Here is a 13,591-nt window from a genome sequence, read left to right on the forward strand (position 1 = left end):
CCTTATTTAACTTTAAGTTTTTGGTACCATGCATTTCCATCAGCACCAATTGTTCTCAAGTTCATTTTTGTTGCAGAAACAGACAAAATCTCGTATGTAGTACTTCCCACACCTGCGTTTATAATTCCATTTCCTGGTACTGTAAACTGAATTCTAGTAGAGTTAGCAGTTGTACTAGCAGAAGTAGCATCCATAAAAATTAATTTTTTGGAACCACCTGTATTAAGCGCATAATTACCGTCACCACCTGAAAATCCATAATAGCTAGTAGCGGCACCAATCATGAAAGTTAGTCCTTTATTATCCACTATCATATTAATGTTATTATTAGCATCTTTGGTAAATGTAATCTCATCATTATACATTTCCGGATCACGCTCATTTGGCTTTGCCGTGTACCAATCTGGAAAGAAAGATGCAGACGGACCAACACCGAAGTGTGCATCAGCGCCATTATCTGTAACCCAAACCTTTGATGTTCCACCTGTTAAACCAGCAATAATGGCGGAAGGAATTTCAAATGCAACAAACACTTTAATTTTCTTGCTTATTGTAGATGTGGTACCACCTTTACCAATTGCGTTAACGGTGATTGTGAATTCGTTAGTACCAGGAGTAGTGTATTTGTACACGACTGTTCCCGGAGATAACATTTGAGTTTGCCCATCACCAAAATCAACCTTATAATTGATTGTATTGCTTGAGGCAAGTGTTACAGATACTTTTCCAGTACCGTCACCATTTAAATTTGAGGCATTTACTCCCTGAATAACTGTTTGAAGAGTTAGCTGAGCTGGTGCTGATAAATCACCAAAAGAATATTCCTCTTTCGTACATGCGCTAGCACTCAAAAATACAATCAGAAGAACAATATTTAATTTATTTATGAATTTTTTCATGATCATTAATTTTAAGATTAATTGAGTGTTACATCATCAAAGTAAAAAGTATAGTTGGCTGAGCCATCACCTGGAGTTCCAAGATCAAAGATGAAAACAAGGTTATGATAAAGCGCAACAGAACTAATCGCACTGTAATCGAAAGTTAAAGTCTCCCAAGCATTCGCTTTAGTGGTTACAACTTCTTTTTCGAAATTAACATTGGCATCCGATTTATTTTCAACTTTCAAAAGCATTTTTGCACCCACACGTGGAGAATAAACTTTTACTGTAAATGTTTTATTTACAGAGAAATCAATTGGGTTTGGTAACTTTAATATGGAACCACCCCAAGGTTGGCCAGCACCTTTCACCATTTTAGCAACTTTTGAAGAACCATTAATTCCGCCAACTGCTGGATTATTGGCTACAGTTAAATTACCACCATCAAAATTAATGAAATCATAATTTAGAGTTAAAGATTGAAAATCAAGAGGCAGTCCTAATACACCGCTATCGCTAGCTACCATTTGAACATCGTCCCAATAGAAAACCTTACCTGAACCAGAATTACCAAAATCGAAGAAGATAGAAGCCTTATTAAAATTAAATGCAAGATTTAAAGCAGCTGTACCCGTTGCATGGTTTGTGAAATCGAAAACTAAAGTTTCCCATTCATTCGCTTTTGTGGTTACAACTTGTGTCTCTACAGACTTACCACCATCATTACTATCTTCAATTTTCAATCTTACTGGAATACCAATTGCAGGTGAGTAAACTTTAACGCTCATTTTGGTAGCACTTGCAGTAATTGGAATTTTAGTTGCAAAACCATCACCTGTACCAATAGTTGTACCTGCCCAAGTTTCGGCACCATTAGGTTTAGTAGTAACCTTAACTTTATTGGTAACATTTACAGGATCTGTTCCATTAACTGTTGAGTTATTACCGAAATCAGTTACTGTATAATCAACAGTCTCTCCTTCAAAGTTTACTGGCAATTTAATCTGACTTAAACTTGCTGGTAGATTTTTTTGAAGACGGATATCATCAAAATAGAATGTGAAGTTTGATGAACCATCACCAACGGTACCTAAATCGAAAATAACAACTAAATTCTGGTAAGTATTTGAAGTATTAATAGCACTATAATCAAATACTAAATCAACCCACTCGTTAGCAACAGTAGTTGTTACTTCCTTTTCAAAAGCTTGATTTGAATCAGAAGAATTTTCCACCTTTAATAAAACTTTTGCACCAACACGAGGAGAGTAAACCTTCATTCTGAAAACTTTGTTAGCAGAAAAGTCGATGTTAGCACCAAGTTTTAGCACACTACCACCCCATGGCTGACCAGCGCCTTTAACCATTTTAGTAACTTTATTACTTGGGTTACCTGCTGTTTTATGAGGATTATCAAGTACAGTTGAGTTACCCCCATCAAAGTTAATGAACGCATAATCAAGTGTTGGAGATTCAAAATCTACTGGTATCAAGATCGGATTAACAATAGTAACCGTTTGATTATACGTTGTACTTGCAACACCACCACTTAAAGCAACAACTTTTAGCGCATATGTTCCCACTTTGGTATAAGTATGACTAATAGTTTCGCCTTCTATAAAAGATTTTGGAACTTCATTAGCTACTTCGCCAAAGTAAACCTTAAAAACAGTTTCATATTTCGCTGTTGCAGATACATTAATTTTAAAGATGTTTCCAGCATCTAGAGCAGCAACAACCTTTAAATCTTCTGGAGCCTTGAAAGAAACTGTTAACGGTATAACCTTCTCGGTTATTTTTCCAGTTATTCCGTATCCAATAATTTTAACATTGTATACTCCTTCAGGATAGATACGTTGAACGCTCTTACCAGCTTCCACCTTTGCGGGAGTAGATGCTCCGTGTCCAAAAAAGACATCGAATGTAGATGCTCCCTCTCCATTTGGAGTGATGGTAACAAGTCCTGTATTATCTTGTGTAATATCGAAAAAAGCTGAGATTTGCGCAGGAGAGCCTGAAGTTTCCAAGAAGGAAATATCATCAAAATTCTCCTTTTGGCAGGATCCCAATACTGCCAATAAAATGGCAAGGCTGAAAATATATTTAAATGAATTCATGATTCTTAATTTAAAATGTGTGCTTAATTATATCCTGGATTTTGTTTTAAACCTGAAATATCCACCTCTTGTATAGGAATAGGGAATATTTCATTTTTACCTACTGTAAAACCCGTGATTTTTGCTGCTGCTTGTCCTGTTCTTACAAGATCAAAGAAACGATCACCTTCCATGGCTAGTTCTAATCTTCTTTCATCCCAAATTGCCTGACGAAGAGCTGTACCTGTGGTTTTTATTTCATGAAGATCATCTCCAAATGCACGCTTACGAACTCTGTTCAAGTAGGTTTGAGCTTTTGAGTCGTTTGGTGTATTTGTTGCTCTATTATTTGCTTCAGCAGCCATTAGCAATACATCTGCATAACGAATGGTTCTAAAGTTATTTAAATAATTAAGCTCTACTTGGCCAGAAGTTTCACCTAATCTTGGCATATATTTTTGATTATATAAACCAGTATTTTTATAAGGTGCAACGGTATAAGTAATATTAAATGAAGGGTTTGCAGTTTTATACGCTTCAATATCTAATACAGTAACTGCCTTTCTAGTATCACCAACAGCATAAGCATCCGCAAGGTTTTTAGTTGGCAAGTTTGTACTCCAACCAGAAGAATAAGGGCTAGTTCCTGTTAAGTTTCGAATACCACAAATTTGAACTGCTAAGTTCCCTTGACCTCTTCCCGGATTTGACCAATCATAAAAAGGACTAGCATTTGAATATTGAATTTCAAAAACAGACTCAGGGCCATTCTCGCCAGCCTGTAAGAAAATGTTGCCAAAGTTTGGAACAAGACTAAAAGGACCATTTACCACATTTTCAAGCATTGTTGCAGCGGCGTCAAATTTCCCTTGGTATAGCAATACCTTACCTAAAAGCGCCTGAGCGGCAAACTTAGTCGCTCTACCCTTTTCTACATTTACATTTGGAAGAACTGCAATTGCATTTGTTAAATCAAGTTCAATTTGTTTGTAAACATCTGCTTTAGGCGCTCTAGAATATTTTTTTGAGTCAGAAACTGAAAGTCTCTTATCAACAAACAAAGGCACATCACCAAACATTCTTACTAATTCAAAATAATAATATGCCCTTAAGAAGTAAACCTGACCATACAAAGCATCTTTACCTACAAAACTAAGCTTGTTTTTATTTTCATGTAAGTAGTTAGCACGGTTAATACCTTCGTAACATGCTCTCCATGCTTCTGTAAGATTAGCATTGCTACTATTTGCTTGATAATCGTCAATTTGCTGAAAACCAATTTGATCGGTAGCATTTTCCCCTCCAGAAACTGAATTATCTGATGCAATATCACCGATTACTGGATTAGCCCATAGCCATTGTAAGGGAGAATAAGTACCAATAACCATTTTTTGGTAATCATCTTCATTTGTTAAGTAGGTGTCTGCAGTAATTTGAAAATCCTCTTTAGGATCATAATCAACAAACTTTTCACATCCCGTTGCAATACTTACAACTAGGAATAAACTGATGAAATATTTATAATTTTTCATTTGAACGCTCTTTTAAGATTAAAATTTAACATCTAAGCCCATTGACCATGTTCTGGCTTGTGGATATGCACCTCTGTCGATACCTGTATCAAAAATTCCTCCTGCGATTTCAGGATCATAACCAGAATATTTAGTGAAAGTAAGAGCATTCTTAACCTGAGCATAAACTCTGATTTTGCTGAATGACTTATTTTTAAATAATGAAGCTGGAAGAGTGTATCCTAATTGGAGATCCTTGATTTTGATGAAAGAACCATCCTCTACATAACGATCAGAGGCTCTTGTATTATTATTAGCATCAGTAAATGTATATCTAGGATTTCTTGCATCATTCGTGCTTCCTTCACCTGTCCATCTGCCCAATACACCTCTATATTTATTAGTCATGGCTAAATTACGCTCATAAGCTCTATAAATATCATTACCTACTGAAGCATAAACAAAACTGTTAAAGTCGAAGTTTTTGTAGCTAAGTGAAAGTCCCCAACCTAAAGTAAAATCAGGGAATGGATCACCAATTTTTACACGGTCATCACCATCAATTTTATTATCACCGTTTATATCGGCATAACGAATATCCCCTGGTTTAGCACCTGACTGGCTTGCAGAGGCTGCAATTTCAGCTGGATTTTGGAATAGGCCATTTGTTTTATAACCATAAAAATATCCTGGAGTTTCACCAGTTTCGAATCTGGTAACACTCTGATTAGGGATGCCATAATTACCACCCGTAATTAAACCATTATTGGTTTCGGTAACTAAATTCTTAGCAGTTGTAAAGGTTACGTTTGTGCTGAAATTGAGATTGCGACTTAGCTTGTCAGTAAAACCTAAGTTAAAATCGAAACCTGAAGTTTCTGTTGTTCCAATATTGGCTGTTGGAGATTGTGCTGTTCCAAGGTATAATGAAAGCGATGGCGTAAACAATAAGCCACTAATATTCTTCTCGAAATAATCTGCCGATAATGAAAACTTATTATTGTAGAAAGTCATATCAAAACCAGCGTTTAACTGCTTTTGCTTTTCCCATGCAAGATCATCATTTCTAAAAGACCCAATAGTTGCACCAATTGAAGTATTGTTGTTCCCAAAGGTATAACCAGAATTTTGTCCCAAACCGTATGCGTAAACAAGCGTTGAGATTTTCTGGAATTGTGGATTTACATTTTCATTTCCAGTAATACCGTAACTACCTCTAACTTTAAAATAGTTGATAAAATCTAACTTGAAGAAATCTTCATTTGATACAACCCAACCTAATGAACCTGCATAGAAGTTTGCAAATTTGTTGTTTGTACCAAATGCATAAGATCCATCTCTACGAGCAGAGAAAGAGGCTAAGTACTTATCTTTATAATCGTAATTGATTCTGCTGAAGTAAGAAAGATTTCTTCTCTCGTATTGGAAAGAACCTACATCAAGTCCCGAAGTTGGTGCGATACCCGTTGCAGATGAAATATCTGCAAATTCCCATGAATTAAACGGAACATCCTGTCTAGAACCATTTATAGCATTACCAGTTATTTTTGCCAATGAGAAACCAAGGATAGCATCAAATGAATGATCCTCGTTTACTACTAAATTGTAATTTCCGAAAGTTTCAAAAGTATTATTGAAATACGTGTTTTTATACTCTGCTACGCTATTGTGAGCGCCTACTTTGGCAGAACCATCTGCATTTAAAGTTGAGTTAATATGGCCCGCTCCGTAGAAAGATAAAGGGCTAAACGACTTACCTGTTACGTCAGTATTAGTGTAACCGTAACGAGAAGTAAGTTTCAAGTTTTTCAATAAATCATATTGTAATTCTAATTTACCGTATAATTTGTTTGTATTTGACTCGTTGTAAGTATCTTGAAGCTGAGTTAAGGGATTAAATATTTCCGATAAGATAGTAGTACTTACACCATATTTCCCATAAGTATTTGGTGTGCTATTTAAGATTGAGACTGTTGGGTCGAAATTTAGTGCATTTGAAATAACACTATTAATTCCATTCTCTGGAACGTTAGCACCTTTAATATTTACAAAACTAGTGTTAGCTAAGAATTTCAATTTAGGAGCTAAATTGAAAGTTAAGTTGGCAGTACCATTGGCACGGTTGAAGAAAGATTTATCGCCACCACCAACAATACCATCTTGTCCAAGGTAACCGCCAGAAATGAAATAATCCATTTTATCACTTCCACCCTTAGCATTTAGCGTTTGCGTTTGCATTCCGGCATTTTTGAAAATCTCATTTTGCCAGTTTGTTCCAACACCAAATTTAGAAATGTCAGGAAACATTAAATTACCTCCAGAAGTTAAGCTTCCTTCGTTAAGCATTGCCGCATATTCAGAAGCATTTAAAACACCAATTGTATTTAGCACTTCCTGAAGGCCATAATTACTATTTAAAGCATATTCAGTTGGTTGATTTTTTCTACCTGTTTTAGTGGTAACAACAATTACACCGTTTCCACCCTTTACACCATAAATTGCAGTGGTAGCCGCATCTTTCAATACGCTGATTGACTCAATATCAGCCGCATTGATTGAATTTAAATCATCCATAGTTTGAATTGAACCGTCTACTACTACTACAGGGTCTGTACCTGTATACGAAGGAATACCTCTAATTAAAACTGTTGGCTTGGCACCTGGAGAACCAGTTGAAATTACTGTAACCCCGGATGCACGACCTTGCAAAGCATCTTCCGCACGTACAGGTCTTAATTTTTCAATGTCAGCTGCCTTTACAGTTGAGATAGCTCCAGAAATTTTAGTAATCTTCTGAACTCCATAACCTACAACTACTACTTCATCCATTGCAGTTAATGAGCCTTCAAGTTCGATAATAATTGTATCGGCATTGTTAACTTGATAACGAAAAGGATTCATTCCCGTAAAGCTTACTAACAAGGTAGCTCCCTTTTGAACGGAAATTTTAAAATTTCCCTGAGCATCAGTAACTGTGGCAGTTGATGCTCCTATTACAGATACCGTCGCACCTGGTAGGGTTTCTTTAGTGGTTTTGTCTTTTACAATACCTGAAACACTTAGCGTTTGAGCTATTGTTTGATGGTAAAACGCAACCAAAAACAAAACTGTGAAGACTAATTTGATTTTAAATTTCATACAGAAATTGATTTTAGTAAATAATAATTGTTCTTTAGTTTTTAAATTCTTTATAATTGGAGCATAAAGGTGCGGTTAAGCAATACAACAATCAAAAAAATAACTACTTCAATACTACATCATAATGTAGAATTGAATCAATTATGCGATATTTAAATACAACAATACTACATCATAAATTTTGAGAAAACGCCTACAATAGCTTTAATTTATATATTCATGAGAAAATTATTATTGTTATTATTAATTCCTTTTAAGCTATTCGGACAGAATACCATCGGGCTACCAGATGTTATCAACTACGACAAGCAACAATACAATGCTGGTTTACAGAATTGGGACATCAAACAAGATAAAAATGGGATCATTTATGTAGCAAATAATGAAGGATTACTAACCTTTGATGGTAAGTATTGGAATTTATTCCCATTACCTAATAAAACCATTGTTCGATCGATTGAAATTGGCTTAGACAATAAAATTTACGTTGGTGGGCAGGATGAAATTGGATATTTTGCTCCTACAGAGAACGGAAGGTTATCCTATCATTCATATACCACATTAATAGATGAGAAAAACAGATCATTTGGCGATGTATGGGATATTGTACGAATTAATCAAAACCTATTTTTTCGCACTTCAAGCAAGATTTTTAAGTTGATTAATGGCAAAATAGCTAGCTATAAAGCTTTGAGCGAGTGGAATTTTATGGCAGCGTCGGAGGGCACTTTATACGCTCATGATTTTAAAAGCGGATTAAATAAGTTTGAAAATGATACTTGGGTTCCTATTCTAAGACAAGAAGAACTCCCTAAAAATGACCCTATAACAGGCATTATACCTATTCAAAACAAACAATCTATTGTAACTACATTAAAAAACGGCTTGTTTTTACTTAATAACGAAGGTATAAGCAAAATAAAAACAAGCAATCAGAAACTTTTTGAAAATGAAAGAATTTATGCTGCTACATCTATAAATAAAAACTGGATTGCAATAGCTACAAGCAATGGTGGGGTTTATATCATTGATTCGCGAGGTAACACTATTCAACGTTTTTCAAAGATTGAAGGGCTTCAGAATAATAATGTTTTGAGTATTTTCTTAGATCAGCAGCAAAATTTATGGCTAGGATTAGATAATGGAATCGATTTCATAGCTTATGATAGTCCCATAAAACAACTAAACCCTATACTTCAAGATGGTTCAGGATATGCCGCCATGCTATTTGATAACCAGCTGTTTTTAGGTACATCAAACGGACTTTTTAGCGTTACCTTACAAAATACCAAAGATTTGAGCTTTAGTAAAGGCAATTTCAGGGCAGTTGAAAACTCAAAGGGACAAACATGGGGACTTTCAAGAATCAATAAAGATTTGCTTCTGGGGCATCATGAGGGTGCTTTTTTAGTTAAAAACAACAAATTAGAGCAAATATCTAATCTTCGAGGCTATTGGAACTTCCTGCCCTTGCCCTTCTCTGATGCATTCGGGAAATCGCAAATGGTAGCAGGCACCTATGATGGTTTAGTGATTTTCGATACAAGCAATCAAAAATTAATTCCAAAACAAAAAATACCAAACTTTACTGAGTCATCACGATTTCTTGCCATCGATAACGACGGTTTCTTATGGGTTTCGCATCCATATCATGGTGTTTATAAAATCAGACAATCCAATACTAACAATTATTCAGTTTATACCTATACCCAAAAAAACGGTTTGCCTTCAAACGTTAATAACCACGTATATAAAATCAAAAACGAAGTATTAGTCGCAACAGAAAAGGGGGTTTACAGCTATAACAAAATCAAGAATTTATTTGAGATATCAACGTATTATCAAAAACTACTTGGCGACAAAAGTTTGCGCTATATGAAGGAAGACGCAAGTGGAAATATTTGGTTTATCAAAGAAAAAACATTGGGTGTAATAGACTATACCAGTGAAAACCCGAAGGTAATTTACCTGCCCGAATTAAATAACAAAATGCTGAGTGGCTTTGAATTTATTTATCCCATCAATAAAAATAACATCCTAATTGGGGGCGAAAAGGGCTTTTTCAATATAAATTATGAAAAATACAAGCAATCCATTCCTAAATTAAAAGTCCAAGTTAGAACCGTAAAAATCAACAATCAAATCGATAGCCTTCTTTTTGGTGGATTTTACAATACGAGTCAAAAGGAACAAATTATACCAGAAATAACGAGCGATTGGAATACAATTCAAGTGGAGTTTTCATCACCATTATTCGGATTTCAATCGAATATAGAATATAGCTACCGATTAAAAAAATTCGATAGAAGCTGGTCGGAATGGTCGAAAAGAACAGAAAAAGAATATACCAACTTACCCTTTGGAGATTATGTTTTTGAAGTTAAAGCAAGAAATAATTTAGGAAATGAATCGGAAGTAAGTAGTTATTCGTTCAAAGTTCTTCCACCTTGGTATTTATCAATTTGGGCAAAAACTTTCTATTTCGGGATAATTGTGGGTTTAATTTATGGGGTTTATAGATGGCAGGAGCGTAAATTACAAAAACAACAAGAAAAACATCAAAAAGAACAGGCCAAACTTTCCTATATCCATGAGCTAGAGTTAAGTCGCACAGAAGGAGAATTAGCTCTTTTAAGAAATGAGAAACTAGAGGTAGAAATTAATTTGATGAATTCTGAATTGGCTTCATCCGCTATGCATCTTGTGAAAAAAGCCGAACTTCTGAGTAAAACTAAAGAAGAGCTCAATAAGGTAATTAAAGTAATTGATCATCCAGAAGCCATTTCTGAACTAAAGAAAATGGTTAAAACATATAATGAGGATGATCGTATGGATCAAGAATGGAAGAACTTCACTAAACATTTTGATAAGGTCCATAGTGATTTTCTAAATATAATTAAGGAAAAGCACCCTAATATCACATCGAATGAGCTTAAATTATGTGCTTATTTACGCATGAATTTAAGCACTAAAGAAATTGCACAATTTGCAAATATTTCAGTTAGAGGAGTAGAAATAGGTCGTTATCGACTACGCAAAAAACTACAAATACCAACAGAAATTAGTTTGTTCGACTACTTGATTGGGATAGGTTAATTGATAGCTTTGAGGAATAAAGAAAAATGAACTTTCTAGAAGCTAAATGGGAGAATCTGATTATGGCAAATTATGCTGTAGATCCGAATGTGCTGGTTCCATACCTTCCCAAAGGAGTTGAATTAGATAGCTTTGAAGGTAAATTCTATGTGAGTTTAGTAGGTTTTATGTTCAATAAGACCAAGATATTTAAGATACCTATCCCCTATTTGGGTTCTTTTGAAGAAATCAATCTGAGATTTTACGTAGTCAGGAAGCAAGAAGGAAGAATAAAAAGAGGCGTAGTCTTTATCAATGAAACCGTGCCATACGCTCCCGTTGCTTGGCTGGCTAATTACCTTTATAAAGAGCATTATTCCGCCGTTAAAACAAAACATGAATGGCACATTACAGAAGCTCTAAAAAAAATAGATTATTCGTGGAAGAAAGATAAAAAATGGAATAATATTCAAGTAAATGCACACAATAAAGGCGAGCGGATGGAAAAGGGTAGTGTTGAAGCCTTCATTTTTGAACATTATTTCGGATATACCCGCGTTGATCAAAACAAAACTTTAGAGTATAGAATCAATCATCCCAGTTGGAAAATTAATCAGGTAATTGATTACAGTATTGATTGTGAATTTGAGAAAATGTACGGACCTGATTTTGGATTTTTATCTAATCAAAAGCCAGACCATGTAATGCTTGCTGAAGGCTCAGACGTATCTGTAAAGTGGAAACGAGATTCTATTTAAACATTAATTTATCGATATGAAATTTATCATTAGCCTATTTTTAACTGCATTTTGCACTTCGCTATTCGCCCAAGAAGTTCAAAAACCTATAATCAATGTCGATAAAATTACCATTGCGCGCGATAATTACGGTGTGCCACACATATTCGCCCCAACAGACCCTGAAGTAGCCTATGGCTTAGCTTGGGCCCATTCGGAAGATGATTTTAAAACCATTCAAACCCTGATTTTAACAGGTCAGGGTAAGCTTAGCAGCTACTTAGGTAAAAGTGGTGCGCCCGTTGACTTTGTATTTGGCTTATTAGAAACCAAAACTACGGTGCAGCAGCAAATAAAATCTATGGACCCCAAATTTATACAATTGGTTCAGGGTTATCTTATGGGACTAGAAGCCTATGCAAAAGCACATCCAAATGAAGTTTTAAATAAAAACGTGTTTCCCATAGCAATAGAAGATTATATTGCCACAACCATGTTTTCTGTTGCTGTTTTTTGCGGTGTAGATAAAACATTACCAAAAATACTCAATGGGTCTATTGCCAACTTGCCTGGATTTACCGGTGAAGGGAGCAATGCATTTGCAATAAGTGGCTCAAAATCAGCAACAGGTGAGCCGATGTTGGTTATTAATGCGCATCAACCCATTGAAGGTGCTACGGCCTTTTATGAGGCCCATGTTCAAAGCGATGAGGGTTGGAATATATTAGGTGGACTATTCCCTGGTGGACCACTTATATTTCACGGAGTCACTCCTAATTTGGCTTGGGCGCATACCGTTAACTTTCAGGATAAAATTGATGTATTTCAATTACAAACTGATAAAAAACACCCTGGGCAATACCTTGTGGATGGAGAATGGTTGACTTTAGAAAAGAAAAAAATCAAGCTATCTATCAAAGGAATTCCATTTCCCATTTACAAATCTGCTTATAAATCAATTTACGGGCCCACAGTTAAAAGTCCTAACGGACAGTTTTTCTCACTGCGACTTCCAGCATTAATGGATGCAGGTGCTCTTCAGCAATGGTACGCCATGAATCGTTCTACTAATTTAAAAGAGTTTAAAGAGGCCCTAGAACAGAACCATTTGGCCATGTTTAATATTATGTATGCCGATAAAGAAGACAATATTTTCTATATCTCAAATGGGAAAATGCCCTACCGTAATCCAGATAAAAAATATGATTGGAGTACAACATTGCCTGGTAATACACGTGCTACACTTTGGGACAAATTCAAGCCACTGAGTGAATTACCGCAACAATTGAACCCAAAAAGCGGATACTTATTTAATACAAATCACTCCCCTTTTCTGGCAACTTCCGAGAATGAAAACCTTAAATCCACCTCATTTGATAAAAATGATGGCTATGAAACCTATCATAATAATCGGAGCCAGCGGGCTAAAGAATTAATTGAAACTTATGATAAAATTAGCTGGGATGATTTAAAGCGAATAAAATTTGATCGTCAATTGCCCACTAAAATATTATACCCCTATGGCTATTATTCAGATGCATTTTTTCAGGTTGATGAAACTAAATATCGAAAATTAGAGCCCTTAATTAAAGAATTAAAAGCTTGGGATCGGAATACAAACCCAGAAAGTAAGGGCGCTTTAATCTATAATTTAGCTTACTATCAAATTTCAAACACGATGAAAAATCGTGCGCAAGACACACTAAACAACGAAGGAGCGGTGGAAGTATATGAGTTTATCCACAAACATTTGATGAAAAATTTTGGCACTCTAAACGTAAGTTTAGGAGATTTTCAACGATTACAAAGAGGAAAAGAAGAATGGCCACAAGGTGGTATGCCAGACGTGTTAGCCGCAGTTATGACAAAACCTTATGTTGATGGAAAACGAAGTATGACAAGCGGAGATGCCTATATTGGCTTTGTAAAATTCCCAAAAGGTGGTGGTTTACCATTAATTGAGACTGTAAACACGTTCGGAGCAAGCTCTGATCCAAATTCTAAGCATTTTTCTGATCAAAGGGAACTCTATCAATCTCAAAAAACAAAAAGAATGACCCTAGATAAGGAGGAAATTTTAAAGAATGCACAAAAAATTTATCAACCTAAATAAAGAAAACGACCAGAAAAGAATTATTACTCTTAGTGCACAA

The 13,591-nt window shown here is 35.3% G+C and carries 7 protein-coding genes; 3 read left to right on the forward strand and 4 right to left on the reverse strand.

The annotated features are described in order from the left end of the window. Window positions 1–2: 2 nt before the first annotated feature. From ACIQ0D_RS02980 to ACIQ0D_RS02995, 4 genes are read right to left on the reverse strand one after another with little or no spacing between them, the layout of a single operon-like run. The gene (locus tag ACIQ0D_RS02980; protein ID WP_395802970.1) at window positions 3–899 is read right to left on the reverse strand and encodes a PKD domain-containing protein; all 897 of its coding nucleotides are present in this window, start codon (window positions 897–899) and stop codon (window positions 3–5) included. Between the two features lie 17 nt (window positions 900–916). After that, a complete protein-coding gene (locus tag ACIQ0D_RS02985; RefSeq protein ID WP_395802972.1) occupies window positions 917–2,998 on the reverse strand; it encodes a hypothetical protein in 2,082 nt (693 codons plus the stop codon). Window positions 2,999–3,021: 23 nt separating this feature from the next. Then, window positions 3,022–4,509, reverse strand: coding sequence for a RagB/SusD family nutrient uptake outer membrane protein (locus ACIQ0D_RS02990; protein ID WP_395802974.1), 1,488 nt, complete (start codon window positions 4,507–4,509; stop codon window positions 3,022–3,024). 18 nt (window positions 4,510–4,527) lie between these two features. Further along, on the reverse strand, window positions 4,528–7,626 hold the full coding sequence (locus ACIQ0D_RS02995; RefSeq protein WP_395802976.1) for a SusC/RagA family TonB-linked outer membrane protein: 3,099 nt from the start codon (window positions 7,624–7,626) through the stop codon (window positions 4,528–4,530). A gap of 219 nt (window positions 7,627–7,845) precedes the next feature. On the opposite strand from ACIQ0D_RS02995, the gene ACIQ0D_RS03000 reads away from it, so the two are divergent. Genes ACIQ0D_RS03000 through ACIQ0D_RS03010 form a run of 3 tightly spaced genes read left to right on the forward strand, consistent with a single transcriptional unit; the run spans window position 7,846 to window position 13,551 of the window. Further along, window positions 7,846–10,722 (forward strand): triple tyrosine motif-containing protein, encoded by a 2,877-nt coding sequence (locus ACIQ0D_RS03000; RefSeq protein ID WP_395802978.1) that lies wholly within the window; start codon window positions 7,846–7,848, stop codon window positions 10,720–10,722. 26 nt (window positions 10,723–10,748) lie between these two features. Further along, entirely contained in the window at window positions 10,749–11,459 is a 711-nt protein-coding gene (locus ACIQ0D_RS03005; RefSeq protein WP_395802980.1) for a YqjF family protein, read from the forward strand. 16 nt (window positions 11,460–11,475) lie between these two features. Further along, the gene (locus ACIQ0D_RS03010; RefSeq protein WP_395802982.1) at window positions 11,476–13,551 is read left to right on the forward strand and encodes a penicillin acylase family protein; all 2,076 of its coding nucleotides are present in this window, start codon (window positions 11,476–11,478) and stop codon (window positions 13,549–13,551) included. Window positions 13,552–13,591: the final 40 nt, after the last annotated feature.

The organism is Daejeonella sp., assembly GCF_044342615.1.
In the GTDB taxonomy this organism is placed as follows: domain Bacteria; phylum Bacteroidota; class Bacteroidia; order Sphingobacteriales; family Sphingobacteriaceae; genus Daejeonella.